The organism is Streptomyces sp. NPDC056486, assembly GCF_042795295.1.
Taxonomy (GTDB): Bacteria; Actinomycetota; Actinomycetes; order Streptomycetales; family Streptomycetaceae; genus Streptomyces.
The window spans coordinates 16,963-35,944 of the sequence record NZ_JBHTSF010000033.1; the positions used below are offsets into that span (position 1 = coordinate 16,963).

Genomic DNA, 18,982 nt, shown 5'->3' on the forward strand with positions numbered 1-18,982 from the left:
GAACCCCACACCCGCGCCCCACGGCACCGGCCGGGGGCAGGGACGATTCAGCGCGCTCAGCGGCCGAAACTCGCCAGCTTCGCCCGCAGCTGGAGCACCGATTTCGTGTGGATCTGGCTCACCCGGCTCTCCGTCACGCCGAGCACATTGCCGATCTCGGCGAGCGTGAGACCTTCGTAGTAGTAGAGGGTGACGACGGTCTTCTCCCGCTCCGGCAGCGTGTTGATCGAGCGCGCGAGCAGCCTTCGCAGCTCGCGGTCCTCGGCGACCTCCACGGGGTTGTCGGCCGCGGTGTCCTCGAGCGTGTCCATCAGGCTCAGCCGGTTGCCGCCCTCGCCGCCGACGTGAAGCAGCTCCTCCAGGGCCACCACGTTCGCCAGCGACAACTGGCTGAAAACAGCGTGCAGTTCCTCGATCGCGACCCCCATCTCGTGGGCGACCTCGCTCTCCGACGGCGTACGCCGCAGCTGCGCCTCCAGCGTGGCGTAGGCCCGCTCGACGTTGCGCGCCTTCTGCCGCACGGACCGGGGGATCCAGTCGAGCGCCCTCAGTTCGTCGATCATCGCGCCACGGATACGAGTGATCGCATACGTCTCGAACTTGATGGACCGCTCGATGTCGAACTTCTCGATCGCGTCGATCAGACCGAACACCCCGGACGAGACGAAGTCCGCCTGCTCGACGTTGGGCGGCAACCCCACGCTGACCCGGCCCGCGACGTACTTCACCAGTGGCGAGTAGTGCAGGATCAACTGCTCGCGCAGCCGCCCGTCCCCCGTCTCCTTGTACGACCGCCACAGCTCGTCCAGCGACGAGGGTGCGGGGGGCCGCTCCCGCTCGCCGCTACGGGCGGCGGGGGGAGCTGCCGCCCGATCGGACCCTGAGGTGTGCTGGGGCATTCGTTGCCTTGAGCCGTTCTGCCGTGAACCGGTGAGGTCGTGCGAGCCGATGGATTCGCCCGCACCCGCGAGGTGGTGATCTTGCGTGAAGTGAATGAGGTTGTCCGTCTGCTTGCCCGTGGTTGCCTGTCCGCGTCGGAATCCTTGTGAGCGTAGCGTGACTGAAGTGTCGCAGTGTGCGAACAGTAGGGGATCCCGCGTACGCAGACACGTTCCGCTGAGCCCTCCACCGAACCCCTCTCGTCGCCTTCCGTGACGACCGCAGAGCGCCAACTGCGCTTTTATGCGGGGCCATCGGGGGTTCATCCAGACGGCCGAACACGCTCGGTCACGAACCCCCTCCCGCCGGGAAGACCGACACAATCGCCTGGCGTGTCAACTGCCACCCGTCGCCATGTCGTTCGACGAACCCCAGTGAGCGCAACTCGTACAGTCGACCGACTGCTTCATCGATCACCGTGCCCGCGCCGAGTGCGATGTCCCGGGCCGTCGCACTCCCCCGCGCGGGCAGCGCCGCCAGGACTCGCGCGGCGTCCGGGGCGAGCAGATCGCGTGGCACGACGGGGCCCCGCCGCTCCGGGGCCAGCTCTCCCATGTCGCCGACCAGCTCGACGACTTCCGCCGCGTCGGTCACCAGAACGCCGTCACCGCGCAGGAGCTCATGCACCCCGGCCGACAGCCCGCTGGTAGCGGGGCCCGGCACCCCCATGGTGAAGCGGCCGAGCTCCCGCGCGCTGCGCGCCGTGGCGAGCGCACCACTGCGGTACGCGGCTTCGACGACGACGCTCCCCCGGGTGAGGGCGGCGATCACGCGGTTCCTGAGGATGAATCTGCTCGGTGTCGGATGGTCTCCCGGCGGCAACTCCCCCACCACAAGACCCTGTTCCGCGATCCTCCTGATCAACTCGGCGTGTCCTCTCGGATAGGCCCGGTCGACCCCGCAGGCGAGTACCGCGACCGTGGCCCCACCAGCCCCCAACGCTCCCCGGTGCGCGGCCCCGTCCACCCCATAGGCGCCGCCCGACACGACCACCCAGCCCCGCTCGGCGAGCCCCGCCCCGAGGCCGGCCGCCATGTGCGCCCCGTACTCCGTGCAGGCCCTCGCGCCGACCACCGCCACCGATCGGAGCGCCCATATCCGCAGGCTGGGCCGCCCCCGCACCCACAGCCCCAACGGCCGCGCGTCCCCCAGATCGTCCAACTGGAGGGGCCACTCCGCCTCCCCCGGGCACACGAACCGCATCCCCGCGTCCCGCGCCACCGCCAGGTCCTGCTCGGGCCGCGCCTTCCCTGCCCGAGCCCGCAGCCCTTCCCATCGCGCCGGCGTCACCCCGTCAAGACGCTCCTCCCCCTCGGACAGCCGCCGCACCACTTCGACGGCCCCGGTCTCCCGCAACCACCGCCCTCCCACCTCGTCCCCCGGTTCGAGGATCCGGGTCAGGGCGGCCCTCGCCATCCGCTCCTCCTGCGGGTCGGGTCCCGAGCCGAGGGCCGAGGTCATGTCAGCGCCCCGATCGCCATCGGCACGCCCCGCGACACCCCCGTACGCAACTGCAGCGCCAGGGCTACATCCTGCGCGGTAGGCCGGTCACGGCCTGCGAGGTCCGTGACGGTCCAGGCGACCCGCAGGACACGGTCGAGCCCTCGGGCGGTCAGGAAGCCCCGCTCCAGGTCGAGTTCGGCGGCGTCCAGGGCGCCCGACTCGGCGGGCCACCGCGTCCGCAGCGCGTGTCCCGGCACTTCGCTGTTCGTCCGCCAGCCGGTACCGGTCAGCCTGGCCGCCGCTCTCTCCCGCGCGGCCCGCACCCGGTCGGCGACCGTCTGTGTGGAGTCGCCCCGCGTGCCGTACCCGGCAAGCTCGGATCGTGTGACGGGCTCCACCCCGACTTTCAGGTCGACCCTGTCGAGCAGCGGGCCCGAGAGCCGCGCCTGGTAACGGCGGATGACGGATGCCGGGCATTCACAACCGTCGCCAAGGAGCGTGTGCCGACCGCAGGGGCAGGGATTGGCCGCGAGCACCATCAGGAACCTCGCGGGAAGCCGTACCACTCCCGCGCTGCGAGCGATCACCACATGGCCCGATTCCAGAGGCTGCCGCAAGGAGTCCAGGCTCTGGCTGCTGAACTCCGGCGCCTCGTCGAGAAAGAGCACGCCACGGTGGGCCAACGACACCGCCCCCGGCCGCGCGACTCCCTTGCCGCCGCCCACGAGCGACTGCATCGTCGCGGAGTGGTGCGGCGCGCAGTACGGCGCGACGTCCACCAGGGGCTTGCCCGGTGGGAGCATGCCCGCCACGGAGTGGACAGCGGTCACCTCCAGGGACTCCTCCCGGGTCAGCCGGGGCAGGATCGCCGGCAGCCGTTCCGCGAGCATCGTCTTCCCCGCGCCCGGCGGGCCCTGCAAAAAGAGGTGGTGTCCGCCCGTCGCCGCCACCTCCACGGCGGTCCGGGCCGATGTCTGTCCGACGACATCGGCGAGGTCCAGGGCATGAGCGTCGTCCAGACCGCCGCTGAGCCCCGCACCCATGCCCGTTCCGGGCACACAGAGCCCCGCGAGCATCGTGTCGGGCCGCCCCGGCTCGTCCGGCTCCTCCTCAGGGACCGGCTCATCGGTCAGTACGGCGATCAGCTGCCGAAGGCTGCGCACCCCGAGCACCGAGACTCCCGGCACCAGTGAGGCCTCGGCCGCCGTGCACTCCGGGACGACGACCTGCTCATAGCCCGCGTCCGCCGCCGCGAGGACTGCGGGCAGCACGCCCCGGACCGGCCGCACCCGCCCGTCGAGCCCCAGCTCGCCGATCATCACGATGTCGGTGAGGGTCCGCGGATCGATCCGCTCCGCCGCGCCGAGCACCGCGCAGGCGATCGCGAGATCGAAGCCGCTGCCTCCCTTGGGCACCGACGCCGGGCTGAGGCCCACCGTGAGCTTTTTCTGGGGCCATTCCCCACCCGAGTTGACCACCGCGGCCCTGACCCGGTCCTTGCTCTCCGTCAGGCTCTTGTCCGGGAGCCCGACCAGGGTGAACGCCGCGACGCCCGGCTCCAGATCGGCCTGCACCTCGACGACCACGCCCTCGACGCCCACAAGGGCCACGGAACACGTACGCGCGAATCCCATCAGGCCACCCCTCGCGCGTGCTCCACGACGGGGGCGCCGCGGCGCGGGACGAGCACGCCGACGAGGTCGATCCGCACCCCGCCCGGCGGTGGACCGCCACGCTCCTCGATCCAGCGCTGGGCCAGGCGCCGCAGCCGCTCCGCCTTGGCCCGGTCCACGGCCGCCATCGGATGCTGATAGATGACGGAGCCCACCGGACCCGCTCTGCGTGTTTTGACCTCACAGACGACCAGCGCTTCGCCGTCCATGGCCACGATGTCGATCTCGCCGGTTCTGCCACCGCGCCAGTTGCGCTCAAGAACCGTCATTCCGGCTTCGCCGAGCCGCCGCGCGGCCAGATCTTCGCCGTACCGCCCGAGTGCCCCCCGTGCGTTCATGTCGGCACCACCTCCGACACCCACACTGGGGCCCGGCCCCGAACGTTGTGGATCTTGGTGGACGAGTCACACTTTGTGGATAACTCGCTCACCCGCGCCGGTGAACCCGGCAGCCTCCGGACTCAGCCTCCCGGCAGCTCGAGGTCGCTCTTGTTGAGCTCCTCGATGTTTACGTCCTTGAACGTCAGGACGCGTACCTGCTTCACGAACCGTGCGGGCCTGTACATGTCCCACACCCAGGCGTCCGCCATGGACACCTCGAAGAAAACCTCACCCTGGACCGAGTGGACCTGCATCTCGTAGTCGTTGGTGAGGTAGAAGCGCCGTTCGGTCTCGATCACATATTTGAACAGACCGACGACATCGCGGTACTCCCGGTAGAGCTTCAGCTCCATCTCGGTCTCGTACTTCTCGAGGTCCTCGGCGCTCATGGCATGTTCCCCTTCAGCCGTGCGTCCCCCTATTGTGCGTCAGCCCCTGGAGCCTCTACACGATTTCCGTGTCGAGGGTCTCGGGCCGGCTCGGAGGACCCTCGTCGAGCAGCCTGCGAAGCAACTCGGCGAGCCTGGTCGGATACACCGTCTCATGTGCCTCGGTCAGTTCCTGGCACGTCCACCAACGCGCTCCCGCGACAGTCCGCCGTTCAAGCTCCGTCAGCCCCGTGGCCTGCGTGGACGTCTGCGACGTACGCGCGAGGAAGTACCGCTCGTCCTGGTCCCAGCGCCGTCCGGCGAAGGGGAACGAGCAGATCCGCTGCCACAGGGCGGGGCCGAGCTCGACCTCGGTGATGCCCGTCTCTTCCATCAGTTCACGCAGTGCGGCCTGTTCATGCGTCTCGTCGCCCTCCAGACCGCCGCCCGGCGTGAACCACCAGTCGTCCGCCGTGTTCTCCGGCTCGTGACCGTGCAGCAGCAGGATCCGGTCCCTCGGGTCGAGCAGGATGACCCGCGCGACCTTGCGCAGCGGCTGCGACTCAGCCGGCACTGGCGCCCGCTCCAGCGCGATCGCGGCTCTGCGGACGCTCACGTCTGCGCCCCAACCGCTTGGCCACCGGGCCGTACGCGGCGCCGCCCATGACCAGGACCGCACCGACCACCACCGCCCACACCACGAGCCGCACGGGCCCCGGCTCGGAGATGCCGCCCGGCATGTCGGCGAAGCCCACAGGGCGCTCGAGGGTCCCGAACTTGTCCATCGGCCAGGCCACCGCGTCGACCCGCCCCTCCACCGCGCTGCGCGGCACGGAGCCGTGGTTGGAGTCGCCCAGGTGAACGCTGGAGTCCAGGGAGCCACTGCGCTCGTCACCGAGCATGAAGAGGTTGCCCTCGGGGACCGTGGTGGCCGGGATTCCGGTGGCCGAGGCGCCCGCACCCTCGGGAAGATACGGTTCTGCGACCTGCTTGCCGTTGACCATCAGCTTGCCGTCCGTGCAGCAGGAGATCCGGTCACCGCCGACACCGACCACACGCTTGACCATCGGCAGGTCGCCCCAGCTCGCCTGCCTGAAGACGACGACATCGCCCCGGCGCACCTCGCTGCCGTCTATCCGCTCGGCCAGGACCCGGTCGCCCGCGCCGATCGTCGGCGTCATCGACCCCGTGGGAACGGTGTACGGCTGGTACAGGACGGCGCCCCAGATGAAGCCCCCCAGGAAGAGCACACAGCCGAGGGCCACGGCAAGGCCCGACAGCACGCTGCCGAGCCGCCCGCGGCCCTCGTCCGTACGTTGTGTCCTGCTCATCCCAGTGCTCCCCCATATCGGAGACGACCCCACGCACCTACGAACAGGCACGCGGAAGATCGACGATCTGGGACGGCACCCTACCCGGCAGTACCTCCGCCAGAAACCCTCGCGGTCTGGGCAGCGGCCACCGTGAGCCGACGCCTGCGCCAGAGCACGACCGGAACCGCTCCCGCGAGTCCGAGGGCTGCGGGCGCCGCGCTCATCGCGGTGTTGATGCCCTGCTGGTCGAAGGTGTCCGGCTTGGGCAGCGTCGCCCAGCGGGTGGGCGGCCAGGCGATCACGATGGCGCGGCCCACGACGTTGTCCACGGGGACGGCGCCGCCGCCGGGCTGGTTCTGGTGGTAACGGGAGTCCAGCGAGTTCTGCCGGTGATCACCCATGACCCAGATTTTGCCCGCGGGCACGGTGACCTTGAACTGGCCGCCCTGGTCGTCGACGCTGCAAGGGGTGTTGCCCTCGAAGACGTACGGCTCGTTCAGCGTCTTGCCGTTGACCTTCACCGGACCGGTGCCCTTGCACTCCACCGTGTCGCCGCCGACCCCGATGACGCGCTTGATCAGGTCCTTCTCGTCGGCGGACGGCATCAGGCCGACCCAGCCGAGAACTCGCTGAATCGGGTTCGGGTCGGGCGTCGGCTCACCGTCGAGCCAGTGGCCGGGATCCCTGAAGACGACGACCTCGCCGCGCTCCGGCTCCGAGCCGAACCACGGTGTCAGCTTGTCGACCAGGACGCGGTCGCCCTTCTGGAGCGTGTTCTGCATCGAGTCCGAGGGAATCGAGAACGCCTGCACCAGGAAGGTCTTGATCACCAGTGCCAGGACGAGCGCGATGCCGATGAGGAGCGGCAGCTCCTTCCAGAAGGAGCGGGGCTTCTTCGCCCCCTTCGCCGGCTTTTCGTCCTGCTCACCGGGTGCGGGGCTGGCACCCGCGGTGTCACTCCCGGGGTTCACGCCGTCCGCCGCGGCTGCGCCCTCCGGCTCGTCTGATCGCCCTGGCTGCTCCTCGGGCCCACCGTGTCCGGACCGTGCGCCGACCGCCACATCCCCCACATCCACTCCTCAGTCCGTGCCGCTGCCCGCTCTTGATGCGATGCAGGCCCACCACTCCCATAACGAGCGGGAGTTCCGCAGGGGTCGGGAGTCCGGTCGATCCGTATCGATCGCCGAGTGCCACCCTATGCGACGGCCCGACGGCGCTGTCCGACGCCGCTCGCGCGTCGGGCACGGACGCGTACGTGTCGGGCTCCTCCAGCTTGCGCCAGTGACCGAAGGGCCAGGCGATGACGAGCGCGCGCCCCACCACGCTGTCCTCGGAGACGGTGCCGCTGAACTTCTCGGTGCGGTGGAAGCGGGAGTCGGCCGAGTCGGAACGGTGGTCGCCCATGACGAAGAGGCGCCCCTTGGGGACCTTCACCTCGAACTCGAAGGACGAGGGATCATCACCCGGATTGATGTAAGGCTCGGTGAGCGGGACGCCGTTGACCGTGAGTTTCTTGTTCTTGTCACAGCACTTCACGGTGTCGCCGCCGACGCCGACCACGCGCTTGATCAGGTCCCGTTCGTCGTCGGACGGCAGCAGTCCGATGAAGGTCAGGCCTTCCTTGACCTGCTTGACACCTACGGGGTCGTCCTTCTTCTTGGACTTCTCGTCCTCGAGCCAGTTGCCGGGGTCCTTGAAGACGACGACGTCGCCGCGCTCGGGCTTGGCACCGAACCACGGGGTGAGCTTGTCGACGAGAACGCGGTCGCCGATCTTGATCGTCTGCTCCATCGAGCCCGAGGGGATCACGAAGGCCTGCACCAGGAAGGTCTTCAGGACCAGGGCTATGAGGAGCGCGACGCCTATGAGGAGAGGTATCTCCTTGATCGCCGAGCGCCGCCTGCGCCGCTTGACCTTCCGCGCGAGCTTGCGCCGCTCGGCCCTTCCGGGCAGCACGGGGCCGCTGGTGGGCCGGGATCCGGTGGGCAGCCGGGTGTCGGCCCGGTGACTGGCGTCGCGCGTCCGTCCGCGGTTACCCATGCGCGCCGCCTGGTGCCGGCACGCGCGCGTAGCCGTCGGGACGCTCCAGGGAGGTCCAGTGGCCGACGGGCCAGGCGATCCAGTCGGCTCTGCCGATCACCGAGTCGACGGGGATCATGCCGCCGCCGGGCTGACCGAGATAGTCGCGGGAGTCACGGGAGTGGCTGCGGTGGTCACCGAGGAGGAACAGGCTGCCTTCGGGGACGACAGCGACGAAGCGCACCTTCGAGGCGGCGTCCCCCGGGTACAGGTACGGCTCGTCGACGGGCTCGCCGTTCACCTTGATCCTCCCCCGCTCGTCGCAGCAGACCACCCGGTCTCCTCCCACCCCTGCGACCCGCTTGATGTAGTCGGCATCCCCGAAGTAACCGCTGCCGTCGAAGACGACCGCGTCACCTCGCTGCGGCTCGGAACCGAAACGGTACGCCAACTTGTTGACCAGTACCCGGTCTCCGACCCGGAACGCGGGCTTCATGGAGCTGCTCGGGATCTGGAACGGCTGCATCACGAAGGTGCTGACGAGCAGCAGGGACACCATGCAGATCAGCAGCGTCAGGGTCACTCTGCCGCCGGGCACCCAGGACACGAGCGACAGAAAAGCGGAGCGCGACCGGCCCTCCGGCCCCTCGGACTCACCCTCGCGCTCGGCGCTCGGGGAATCGGTGGGTGGGGAGGAGCGGTCGCGCTCCGTGTGCTGTGCTTCGGTGTCCATCGGGGCCAGATGCTATCCGGCCCCGCTGTGGACCCGTGCGCGAGCTCAGTTGTCGCGCTTCTCCTTGATCTTCGCGGCCTTGCCGCGCAGCTCACGGAGGTAGTACAGCTTCGCGCGACGCACGGCGCCGCGGCTGACGAGCTCGATCTTCTCGACGATCGGAGTGTGCACCGGGAAGGTGCGCTCCACGCCGACGGAGAAGGAGACCTTGCGGACCGTGAAGGTCTCGCGCACGCCGGCACCCTGGCGGCGGATGACTACGCCCTTGAACTGCTGCACACGCGAGCGGTTGCCCTCGATGACGCGCACGTGGACGTTGACGGTGTCACCCGGGCGGAAGGCCGGGATGTCGGTGCGCAGCGAAGCGCTGTCGACGGAGTCGAGCAGGTTAGCCATGATCGTCTGCTTTCTTCACTGATGCCACAGGTCATCAGCGGTAAGTTCGTGATGAGGATTCGATAGCTGTTCGCGTCGGGCGGGCGTCGTTCCCCCTGTGGCAGGGGCGCACGCTGGACGTACAGCAGCGACCTATTGTTCCACGGCCTCGGGGTCTCGCCCAAATCGGCCGTCGGGGCCCGGCCGCCACCCCAGGATCGAGAGCATCTCGCGGTCCTTCTTGTCGAAGGCCGCGGGGTCGCAACGCTCGATCAGATCGGGCCTGTTGCGGACCGTGCGCCGCAGCGCCTCGTCCCTGCGCCAGCGCGCGATCTTGCCGTGGTGGCCGCTGACCAGCACGTCGGGGATGCCGTGACCGCGCCACTGCGGCGGCTTGGTGTAGACGGGACCTTCGAGGAGGTTCGCCATGGCGCCCGGCGCGAAGGAGTCGTCGCGGTGGGACTCGGCGTTGCCGAGGACTCCGGGCAGGAGCCGGGCCACTGCCTCGGTGACGACCAGGACGGCAGCCTCGCCGCCCGCGAGGACGTAGTCACCGATCGATACTTCGTAGATGGGCATCCGGGTCGCGTACTCGTCCACGACGCGACGGTCGATGCCTTCGTAGCGTGCGGGCGTGAAGACCAGCCAGGGCCGCTCGGAGAGCTCGACGGCGAGTTCCTGGGTGAAGGGCCGCCCGCTGGGCGTGGGGACGACCAGGACGGGCCCGTGGGCGCCTGCCTCGTACCCGTCGGCGAGCACGTCGTCGAGCGCCGCGCCCCAGGGGTCGGTCTTCATGACCATGCCCGGGCCGCCGCCGTAGGGGGTGTCGTCGACCGTGTTGTGCCGGTCGTACGTCCACTCCCTGAGGTCGTGCACGTTCACGTCGAGCTGTCCACGCGCGCGTGCCTTGCCGACGAGGGAGACGTTCAGGGGTTCCAGATACTCGGGGAAGATCGTGACGACGTCGAGCCGCATCAGGCGTCGTCTCCCGAAGGACCCTCGTCGTCCCTGGTGGAGACGGTCTCCGCGCGGTCGTCGATCAGGCCGGGCGGCGGGTCGATGATCGCCCGCTGCTCCTCCAGGTCGATCTCGGTGACGATCTCCTCCACGAAGGGGATCATCACCTCGCTGCCGTCGGGCCGCTCCACGATGAACAGGTCCTGCGAGGGCAGGTGCGAGATCTCCGTGATCCGGCCGACCTCGAGCCCCTCCGTGGTGACGACGTCGAGGTCCATCAGCTGATGGTCGTAGTACTCGTCCTCGTCCTCCGGAAGCTCTTCCGGGTCGACCTCCGCGATCAGCAGCGTGTTGCGCAGCGCCTCGGCGCCCGTGCGGTCGCGCACGCCTGCGAAGCGAAGGATCAGGCGGCCACTGTGCACCCGGCCGGTCTCGATGGTCAGCGGCCCTGTGGAGGCGGGGTCGGTGGCGAGGACGGCGCCGGGCCCGAGCCTCAGCTCCGGCTCGTCGGTACGCACCTCGACGGTGACCTCGCCCTTGATGCCGTGGGCGCGGCCGATCCGCGCGACTACCAGCTGCACTGCTCTCTCCTGTCGTGTGCCTACGGAAGGGGGTCCGTAAGCGTCTGCGGACGTCTGTGGGTGCCCGCAGACGACTACGGGCCGAGGAAGGCCCAGAAGCCCTCCCCGGCCCGTGCCGGTGCTACCTGTGGTTCAGTGAACCTGGTCCACGTCGACGAGGTCGACGCGGACACCGCGGCCGCCGATGGCGCCCACGACGGTCCGCAGAGCGCGCGCGGTACGGCCGTTGCGGCCGATCACCTTGCCGAGGTCATCCGGGTGGACCCGGACCTCGAGCACACGCCCCCGGCGCAGGTTGCGCGAGGCGACCTGCACGTCGTCGGGGTTGTCGACAATGCCCTTCACGAGGTGCTCGAGAGCCTCCTCGAGCATGCTCAGGCCTCGGTCGACTCGGTGGGCGCGGCCTCGGCCGCGTCCGCCTTCTTGTCAGCCTTCTTGGCCTTCTGGGTGATGGCCTCACCCTTCACTTCGTCGCCCTCGAGGCCCTTGGTGAAGGCCTCGAACGCGGCGCGCTTGTCCTTGGGCTCCGCGACGAGCAGCGGCGCGGGGGCCGGAAGGCCCTTGTGCGCCTGCCAGTCACCGGTGAGCTTCAGGATCGCCATGACCGGCTCGGTCGGCTGCGCGCCGACGGAGAGCCAGTACTGCGCGCGCTCGGAGTTGACCTCGATGCGCGAGGGGTTCTGCACCGGGTGGTACAGACCGATCTCCTCGATGGCCCGACCATCACGGCGGGTACGGGAGTCGGCGACGACGATGCGGTAGTGAGGCGCGCGGATCTTGCCCAGACGCTTCAGCTTGATCTTGACTGCCACTGGAGTGGTGTCTCCTGGTCTTGACGTGGTTGGGCACAACGAGATGCCACGTGGGGTTGCGGTACTCGGGGTGCCCGATGGACGCGTCAGCCGGAGGCGAGAGGGTTCCTATGCGGCTGTCGAGTACAGCGACCTATTGTGCCATACGTCGCCGGGGCGCCTTGACCCGGTCCGGGCGCCCCGACCAACACTGTGGCGGCTCGGCCCCGTCATCCGGCGGCGGCGCCGACCACTTCCGGGATACGGAAGGGCTTGCCGCAGCCGCCGCAGACGATGGGCGCCTGGGCGAGCACCGACGGGACCACGCGGACGTTGCGCCCGCAGTCGCAGACCGCCTTGACGCGGACGCCGCCTCCGGAGGAGCCGTGCCGGGCGGCCGGGCCCCGGAAGCTGCGTGCCGTGTCGGCGGCGGTCGCCGCCGTGTGCGCCTTGAGGGCGCGCTGGAGCCGCTCGATCGTCGGGCGGTAGCGCTTCCTCGCCTCGGGGTTGAGCGTGACCAGCGAGAAGCCGCTGCTGGGATGCGGCTCATCGGGGTGGTCAAGGCCAAGCTCCTCGGCGATCGCGAGGAATCTGCGGTTGTGATAGCGGCCCGCACGTGAGGTGTCGCGTACGCCGCGAGACGCGGCGATGCCATGGACTGCCTCATGGAGCAGTCGCTCGAAGGAGAGCTCGGCGCCGCAGGCGGACGACGACTCTCCGATCAGGGATTCGGGCGCGGCAAGATCGGGCAGCTCGGGGTGGTGCCGCTGAATATCGGCCCACGCCTGTGCCAGCTCTGCGGCGAGAACAGGTGGTGTCGTGCTCACGTCGTGAACAACGAGCCGGGACGCCCAGGGGTTCCATTCCGGGGCATCCCAAATAATTTGCACGTACCCGTCAGTTGCCGTTGATGCGTCCGGACGAGGGCGGGTGCGCTGATCTGCGCAGAAGCCTCGCAGGTCGTGGCAAGCCGGTACGTAGTGGCGCGTACGCCCCGGCGCGTAGAAGAACCGCTCGCACCGGAGCTTGTGTTGCCTGGGCAGGCGTGCGAGCCGGGAACGAGCGCGCTGGTACCGGAGGCGCGCTCGTCAGTAAGCGCGGGCCACCAAAGCGACGTTACCCGGGGTCTCATCGGCGTCCGGCACCGCCCCGTCCTCCGCGACCAGACACCGTACGGACACGGAGTGCTCGGCCAGCTTCGCCTCGCCCTCCGGGCCGAGCGTGGCCCAGGGGATGCGCGCCCAGCCGCCGGCGGCCGTGGCCTCCACGGCCTGGTCGACGGTGGTGACGTCCGATGTACGGGACTCCCGGCGCTCGCGGGCCTGGTCCAGGAGCAGCTTCTGGTCCTCTTCGAGGACGGTGGGCAGCAGCGCCGCCAGGGAGTCGATCGCGACCGGCTCCTTGCCTCCCCCGCTGTGCTCGTCCACAATCCGGCGGGCCAGCATCGCGGTGCCGTTCGCCAGGTCGCGCGGGCCGACCTCGACGCGGACCGGCACTCCCTTGAGCTCCCAGTCGACGGCGCGGCGCCCGAAGGGGATGTCCGTGCGGTCGTCGACCTGGACGCGCACGCCCGCGGCCTTCAGGCGGTCGCCGATCTCGCGGACCTTGGCGAGCACGGCGTCGTCGCCCTTGATGGCGAGGACGACGGCCTGGATCGGTGCGAGGCGCGGCGGGACGCGCAGGCCGCTGTCGTCGCCGTGCATCATCACCAGGGCGCCGATCATCCTTGTCGTACTGCCCCAGGAGGTCTGCCAGACGAGCTCCTGCTTGCCTTCCTTGGAGAGGTACCGGGTGTGGAAGGCCTTGGCGAAGTTCTGGCCGAGCTCGTGGCTCGTGCCGAGCTGGAGGGCTTTGCCGTCGCCCATCATGCCTTCGAGCGTGAGGGTGTTGATGGCGCCCGCGAAGCGCTCCTTGGCGGTCTTGCGGCCCAGGACGAAGTCCATCGCGAGGACGTCCCGCATGAAGGCTCCGTAGACATGTCGGTGAATGCGGGCCGCGAAATCGCGTGCTTCTTCGTACGTCGCGTGGGCCGTGTGACCCTCCTGCCAGAGGAATTCCGACGTACGCAGGAAGAGCCGGGGGCGCAGCTCCCAACGGACCACGTTGGCCCACTGGTTGATCAGGAGCGGCAGGTCGCGGTAGCTCTGCACCCATTTGGAGAAGTACTCGTTGACGATTGTCTCCGAGGTGGGGCGGATGACGACCGGCTCCTCCAGTTCCTTGCCGCCGCCGTGCGTGACGACGGCCAGTTCGGGGGCGAAGCCTTCGACGTGCTCGGCCTCCCTGGTCAGATACGACTGGGGGATGAGGAGCGGGAAGTACGCGTTCTGGGTACCCGTCTCCTTGATGCGCGCGTCCATGTCCTGCTGCATGCGTTCCCACAGGCCGTAGCCATACGGTCGGATCACCATCGTGCCGCGCACCGGGCCGTTGTCGGCCAGCTCGGCCTTGTTGATCAGGTCCTGGTACCAGCGCGGAAAGTCTTCCGCGCGGGGCGTGAGAACGGGTGCCTTAGCCATGGCGCGCATGGTACGGCGGGCCCCCTGAGCGCGTGAATTGAATTCCTTCAGGGGGCGCACAACGGTGGCACGCAAGCATTGCCCCACAACCTCTGGACGCCGCGACGGATGCGGAGTTCTCTGGCATACGGGGGGAGTGCGAGCGCACTGCACGGGGGCGGACGAAACGTTTGAATACGACACTCCAGCAACTCTCGGCGGATTGGGGCGCTTTCGATGACACCTACACTCGCGCAGCCGCACCTCCCCCGCGCGGGCACGACCCCCCGTGGCGTGGACCGGTGCGCACGCGCGCGTGACTGGGCGGAGATCCAGGAACGGATGCTCGTTCCGCTCTATGAAGCGGTGTACGAACGACTCGAAGTAGGCAGCGGAACAAGGCTTCTCGGCCTCGGCTGCGGATCCGGCCTTGCCCTTCTGATGGCGGCGTCACGGGGCGCGTCGGTCACCGGTGTGGACCCCTCGGCTCCCGAACGGCTCGCCCTGGCGCGTGAACGCCTGCTGCCCGACGCGAGCTGGGGCGAACAACCGGACGGCGACGCCCGGCTCGTGGAGGGCGACCCCGCAGACGTCGCGGGGCCGGACGTACCCGCGTTCAACATGGTCACCGCGTTCCAGCCGATCGGCTGCGTGGCGGGCGACTCCGAAGGCCTCTCCGGCCTCCTGGAGTCCACCGTCCCACTGGCCGGGCGCGGCATTCCCGTGGTCCTCGCCGGATGGGGTCCGCCGGAACGCTGCACGACCTCTTCTGTACTGAGGGTGGCGACCAAGCTCGCCGAACCTCTCCGTAGTACGGGAAGTTGGCGTCCCGCGCTCCGTGACGATCTGGAGGAGGTCGCCCAGCGGGCGGGCCTCAAGCCGGACGGCTCGGGACGCGTCGCGTGCCCCTTCGGGTACGCGGATACGGACAGCGCGGTCCGCGGTCTGCTCTCGACGGGCCTTTTCGACGCGGCGGTGGGCGCGACGGATCAGGTACAGGTCGACAAGGAGCTGACGGAGGCCCTGCACCCGTACAAGCGGCGGGACGGGACCATCTGGATGCCGAACGTGTTCCGGTACTTGATCGCGCGTACGCGGTAGCGGGCTTCGGTTCTTGATCGCGCGTACGCGGTAGCGGGCTAGCTTCCGCCAAGGGCTGTCCGCAGCCGGTCGAGCAGCACCCTGGCCGCCGGGCTCGCGGGCCCGTCCGTGCGCCAGGTCAGGGCGATCCGGCCCCGGGGCCGGGGATCCGTGATCTCCAACGTCCGCAGTCCCGTTGAAGAGGTCTAGTCGGCGTCCTTCGTGAGTCGCGTGATGCCCGCGATCCGGTACGCCGCTTCCTCCTCCAGCGTTTCGTTCTCCAGGAGCGCGGCGGCCAGGGCGTCCAGCTGACCCCGGTGCTCCCCCAATTGCAGGCACGCGTTCTCGTAGCAGGCGTCGACGATTCGCCGCATCTCGTGGTCGATCGTGTCGAGTGTGACCGGGGCCGCCGAGAGCCCGTAGGCCTGCTGGGCGTCGCTCGGCAGCGCGGAGAGCCGGCCCACGCGCTCGCTCATGCCCCAGCGGCCGACCATGCCGCGGGCGATGTTGGTGACCTGTTCGAGGTCGCTCTCGGAGCCCGTGGTGATGACGTCGAAGACGACGTGTTCGGCCGCCATGCCGCCCAGCGCCCCGACGATACGGCCGCGCAGATACTCCTCCGTGTACGCGTACTTGTCGGAGTCCGGAGTCGAGAGGGTCACGCCCAGGGCGCGGCCCCGGGGCACGATGGTGATCTTCCGGACCGGGTCGGCGCCGGGCTGCAGCATGCCGAGCAGGGCGTGCCCGCTCTCGTGGTACGCCGTGCGCCGCCGCTCCTCTTCGGGCATGACCAGCGGTCGCTCCGCGCCGAGCTGGACCTTCTCCAGGGCTTCGGAGAGGTCGGCCTGCGTCACTTCCTTCTGCCCCCGCTTCACGGCGAGCAGAGCGGCTTCGTTGGCGAGGTTGGCGAGGTCCGCGCCGGTCATCCCCGGTGTCGTACGGGCGACCTGGGCGAGGTCGATGTCATCCGCCATCGGGATCTCACGCGTGTGGATCTTGAGGATGGCCTCGCGTCCGCCGCGGTCGGGCGGACTGACGGTGACCACCCGGTCGAAGCGTCCAGGGCGGGTCAGGGCGGAGTCGAGGATGTCGGCGCGGTTGGTGGCCGCCAGGACGATGACGCCCTCGGAGCCCGAGAAACCATCCATCTCGGTGAGGATCTGGTTCAGCGTCTGCTCACGCTCGTCGTGCCCGCCCATCCCGCCGCCGCCACGCGCCCGCCCGATGGTGTCGATCTCGTCGATGAAGATGATGGACGGCGCGACCTTCCTGGCCTCGGCGAAGAGTTCGCGTACGCGCGAGGCGCCGACGCCCACGATCATCTCGATGAACTCCGACGCGGAGGCCGAGAAGAAGGGCACCCCGGCCTCACCGGCGACGGCCCGCGCGAGCAGCGTCTTGCCGGTTCCCGGCAGGCCCGCGAGCAGCACGCCTCGCGGCATCTTGGCGCCCATCTCGCGATAGGCGTCGGGGTTCTTCAGGAAGTCGACGACATCGCTCAGCTCGCCCTCGACCTCGTCGATGCCCGCCACATCCTCGAACGTGGTGCGCTGGTCGCCGGGTTCGAGCTCCACCGGCTTCGGCGGCGCCTTGCGGCCCAGCATGCCGCCCGCGCCACCCATGCCCGAGCTCATCCGCCGGGCGATGAAGATCCACAGGAAAACCAGGAGCAGCATCGGGGCGAGCGAGATGAGCAGGTTGGAGAGGAAGCTGCGCTCCTGGACGACCGGCTCGGCGGTGACGGTGACGTCGTGCTTGGTGAGGTCGTCCCAGAGCTTGTCGTCGGCGAAGGCGGGCCGCTGGGTCGTGAACTTGGTGTACTTCCCCTTCTCGTCGCCCGGCTTCTCCTGCTCCTTCTTGAGCTGCCCCTGGATCGCGTCGCCCTTGGCGTAGATCTTGGTGACGTTCCCGGAGTCGACCTGCTTGCTGAACTCCGTGTACGAGATCGTCGGCTCGTCGCCCTCGTTGAAGAAGGAGAGGACGAGGTTGGCGATGAGATAGACGATGAGCGCGGTGAGGATGAGCCCGCCCCATCCGCCCGGCATCTTCTTCTTCGGCGGTGGCGTGGGCGCGGGCGGGGGTGCGCCCTCGGAGCGCCATGGCTTGTCGGGCGCCCGGCGCGGCGGCACAGGGTTGCTCATATTCGGACGTTACGACACAAACAGGGGCGGGGCACCTGCTCATATTCGCTACGAAAACGCCTGGGGCGCCCCACTCTGCAGTGGGGCGCCCCAGGCGGCGTACGAGATGCGAGGCGTCAGCCCATGAACTTCTTGAACTCGTCCGGCAGCTCGAAGTTCTGCCCCTGCTGTCCCGCGGGGAGGCCGAAGGCGCCGCCTTCCTGACCCGCCTGACCCGCCTGCTCGCGGCGGGCGGCGGCCTCCTGCTCCTCCTGCTGGCGCTTCATCGGGTTGCCCGACTTCCGCTTGCCCTTGGCCTGCTTCTGCTTCTTCTTCTGCTTGCCGGGGCCACCACCCATGCCCGGCATCCCGGGCATACCCGGCATTCCGCCGCCCTGGGCCATCCGCGACATCATCTTGCGGGCCTCGAAGAAGCGCTCGACCAGGTTCTTGACCGCGCTGACCTCGACGCCGGAGCCCTTGGCGATACGAGAGCGGCGCGAGCCGTTGATGATCGCCGCGTCCGCCCGCTCGGCGGGCGTCATCGACTTGATGATGGCGGCGGTGCGGTCGACGTCCCGCTCGTCCAGGTTGTTGATCTGGTCCTTGATCTGCCCCATGCCGGGCATCATCCCGAGCAGCTTGCTGATGCTGCCCATCTTCCTGACCTGCTCCATCTGGGCCAGGAAGTCGTCGAGCGTGAAGTCCTTGCCGCCCTTGCTGCCCTGCAGCTTGGCGGCCATCGCCTCGGCCTCTTGCTGGGAGAAGGTCTGCTCGGCCTTCTCGATCAGCGTGAGCATGTCGCCCATGCCGAGGATGCGGGACGCCATGCGGTCCGGGTGGAACGCGTCGAAGTCGTCCAGCTTCTCGCCGTTGGAGGCGAACATGATCTGGCGGCCCGTGACCTGCGCGATGGAGAGCGCGGCGCCACCGCGGGCGTCACCGTCGAGCTTCGACAGGACGACGCCGTCGAACCCGACGCCGTCGCGGAAGGACTCCGCCGTGTTGACGGCGTCCTGACCGATCATGGCGTCGACGACGAAAAGGACCTCGTCAGGGCTTACGGCGTCGCGGATGTCCGCGGCCTGCTGCATCAGCTCCTGGTCGATGCCGAGGCGCCCCGCGGTGTCGACGATGACGACGTCGTACTGCTTGGTCTTGGCGAACTCGATCGAGTCCTTGGCGACCTGGACCGGGTCGCCGACTCCGTTGCCCGGCTGCGGGGCGTAGACGCCGACGCCGGCGCGCTCGCCGACGACGGAGAGCTGGTTCACGGCGTTCGGCCGCTGCAGGTCGCACGCCACCAGGAGCGGCGAGTGGCCCTGCCCCTTCAGCCAGAGGCCGAGCTTTCCGGCGAGGGTGGTCTTACCCGCACCCTGCAGCCCGGCGAGCATGATGACGGTCGGCGGGTTCTTGGCGAACCGCAGGCGTCGCGTCTCGCCGCCGAGGATGCCGACGAGCTCCTCGTTGACGATCTTGATGACCTGCTGGGCGGGGTTCAGGGCCTGGGAGACCTCGACCCCGGCGGCGCGCTCCTTGACCTGCTTGATGAAGGCACGGACGACAGGGAGGGCGACGTCCGCCTCGAGCAGGGCGATGCGGATCTCGCGCGCCGTGGCGTCGATGTCCGCCTCGGACAGGCGGCCCTTGCCCCGGAGGTTCTTGAATGTCGCTGCGAGGCGGTCGGAGAGAGTGTCGAACACGGCGGTCGC

The 18,982-nt window shown here is 69.3% G+C and carries 20 protein-coding genes; 1 reads left to right on the forward strand and 19 read right to left on the reverse strand.

Annotated elements, in window-relative coordinates:
- Nucleotides 1–56: 56 nt before the first annotated feature.
- From whiG to proS, 17 genes are all read right to left on the reverse strand, one after another.
- Nucleotides 57–899: an RNA polymerase sigma factor WhiG gene (whiG, locus tag ACFQ7F_RS15920; protein WP_383270743.1), complete on the reverse strand. Its 843-nt coding sequence runs from the start codon at nt 897–899 to the stop codon at nt 57–59.
- 328 nt (nt 900–1,227) lie between these two features.
- Nucleotides 1,228–2,400, reverse strand: a complete 1,173-nt coding sequence (gene dprA / locus ACFQ7F_RS15925) for a DNA-processing protein DprA (protein WP_383270744.1) — start codon at nt 2,398–2,400, stop codon at nt 1,228–1,230.
- Nucleotides 2,397–4,016 carry a YifB family Mg chelatase-like AAA ATPase gene (locus ACFQ7F_RS15930; RefSeq protein ID WP_383270746.1) on the reverse strand — a complete coding sequence of 540 codons (1,620 nt, stop codon included), beginning with the start codon at nt 4,014–4,016 and terminating at the stop codon, nt 2,397–2,399. Before ACFQ7F_RS15930 ends, dprA begins: the two co-directional genes overlap by 4 nt.
- Complete coding sequence (locus ACFQ7F_RS15935) at nt 4,016–4,393, reverse strand: YraN family protein (RefSeq protein WP_383270747.1); 378 nt, start codon at nt 4,391–4,393, stop codon at nt 4,016–4,018. Before ACFQ7F_RS15935 ends, ACFQ7F_RS15930 begins: the two co-directional genes overlap by 1 nt.
- A 122-nt stretch (nt 4,394–4,515) precedes the next feature.
- Nucleotides 4,516–4,824, reverse strand: coding sequence for a DUF2469 domain-containing protein (locus tag ACFQ7F_RS15940; protein ID WP_003965949.1), 309 nt, complete (start codon nt 4,822–4,824; stop codon nt 4,516–4,518).
- Between the two features lie 55 nt (nt 4,825–4,879).
- Nucleotides 4,880–5,377: an NUDIX hydrolase gene (locus ACFQ7F_RS15945; RefSeq protein ID WP_383270749.1), complete on the reverse strand. Its 498-nt coding sequence runs from the start codon at nt 5,375–5,377 to the stop codon at nt 4,880–4,882.
- Complete coding sequence (gene lepB, locus ACFQ7F_RS15950) at nt 5,367–6,134, reverse strand: signal peptidase I (protein WP_383270750.1); 768 nt, start codon at nt 6,132–6,134, stop codon at nt 5,367–5,369. The genes ACFQ7F_RS15945 and lepB (ACFQ7F_RS15950) overlap by 11 nt, the downstream gene beginning before the upstream one ends.
- Nucleotides 6,135–6,214: 80 nt before the next feature.
- Nucleotides 6,215–7,186: a signal peptidase I gene (gene lepB / locus ACFQ7F_RS15955; protein ID WP_383270751.1), complete on the reverse strand. Its 972-nt coding sequence runs from the start codon at nt 7,184–7,186 to the stop codon at nt 6,215–6,217.
- Complete coding sequence (gene lepB / locus ACFQ7F_RS15960; RefSeq protein WP_383270753.1) at nt 7,071–8,156, reverse strand: signal peptidase I; 1,086 nt, start codon at nt 8,154–8,156, stop codon at nt 7,071–7,073. Before lepB (ACFQ7F_RS15960) ends, lepB (ACFQ7F_RS15955) begins: the two co-directional genes overlap by 116 nt.
- Nucleotides 8,149–8,868, reverse strand: coding sequence for a signal peptidase I (gene lepB / locus ACFQ7F_RS15965; RefSeq protein WP_383270755.1), 720 nt, complete (start codon nt 8,866–8,868; stop codon nt 8,149–8,151). Before lepB (ACFQ7F_RS15965) ends, lepB (ACFQ7F_RS15960) begins: the two co-directional genes overlap by 8 nt.
- A gap of 45 nt (nt 8,869–8,913) precedes the next feature.
- Nucleotides 8,914–9,264 carry a 50S ribosomal protein L19 gene (gene rplS / locus ACFQ7F_RS15970; protein WP_160507458.1) on the reverse strand — a complete coding sequence of 117 codons (351 nt, stop codon included), beginning with the start codon at nt 9,262–9,264 and terminating at the stop codon, nt 8,914–8,916.
- Nucleotides 9,265–9,396: 132 nt separating this feature from the next.
- Complete coding sequence (trmD, locus tag ACFQ7F_RS15975; RefSeq protein ID WP_383270757.1) at nt 9,397–10,218, reverse strand: tRNA (guanosine(37)-N1)-methyltransferase TrmD; 822 nt, start codon at nt 10,216–10,218, stop codon at nt 9,397–9,399.
- Nucleotides 10,218–10,781 carry a ribosome maturation factor RimM gene (gene rimM, locus ACFQ7F_RS15980; protein WP_383270759.1) on the reverse strand — a complete coding sequence of 188 codons (564 nt, stop codon included), beginning with the start codon at nt 10,779–10,781 and terminating at the stop codon, nt 10,218–10,220. The genes trmD and rimM overlap by 1 nt, the downstream gene beginning before the upstream one ends.
- A 132-nt stretch (nt 10,782–10,913) precedes the next feature.
- Nucleotides 10,914–11,153 (reverse strand): RNA-binding protein, encoded by a 240-nt coding sequence (locus ACFQ7F_RS15985; protein WP_030361979.1) that lies wholly within the window; start codon nt 11,151–11,153, stop codon nt 10,914–10,916.
- 2 nt (nt 11,154–11,155) lie between these two features.
- On the reverse strand, nt 11,156–11,593 hold the full coding sequence (gene rpsP, locus ACFQ7F_RS15990) for a 30S ribosomal protein S16 (protein WP_344525346.1): 438 nt from the start codon (nt 11,591–11,593) through the stop codon (nt 11,156–11,158).
- A gap of 209 nt (nt 11,594–11,802) precedes the next feature.
- A complete protein-coding gene (locus ACFQ7F_RS15995) occupies nt 11,803–12,399 on the reverse strand; it encodes a hypothetical protein (protein WP_365864749.1) in 597 nt (198 codons plus the stop codon).
- Nucleotides 12,400–12,660: 261 nt separating this feature from the next.
- Complete coding sequence (gene proS / locus ACFQ7F_RS16000; protein WP_383270760.1) at nt 12,661–14,091, reverse strand: proline--tRNA ligase; 1,431 nt, start codon at nt 14,089–14,091, stop codon at nt 12,661–12,663.
- Between the two features lie 216 nt (nt 14,092–14,307).
- Between proS and ACFQ7F_RS16005 the strand changes: the two genes are divergently transcribed.
- The gene (locus tag ACFQ7F_RS16005; RefSeq protein WP_383270762.1) at nt 14,308–15,171 is read left to right on the forward strand and encodes a class I SAM-dependent methyltransferase; all 864 of its coding nucleotides are present in this window, start codon (nt 14,308–14,310) and stop codon (nt 15,169–15,171) included.
- A 185-nt stretch (nt 15,172–15,356) separates the two neighbouring features.
- Here the strand turns inward: ACFQ7F_RS16005 and ftsH are convergent, their stop codons facing one another.
- Nucleotides 15,357–17,291 (reverse strand): ATP-dependent zinc metalloprotease FtsH, encoded by a 1,935-nt coding sequence (gene ftsH, locus ACFQ7F_RS16010; protein ID WP_383270764.1) that lies wholly within the window; start codon nt 17,289–17,291, stop codon nt 15,357–15,359.
- Nucleotides 17,292–17,407: 116 nt separating this feature from the next.
- On the reverse strand, nt 17,408–18,973 hold the full coding sequence (gene ffh, locus ACFQ7F_RS16015) for a signal recognition particle protein (RefSeq protein WP_383270765.1): 1,566 nt from the start codon (nt 18,971–18,973) through the stop codon (nt 17,408–17,410).
- Nucleotides 18,974–18,982 lie beyond the last annotated feature (9 nt).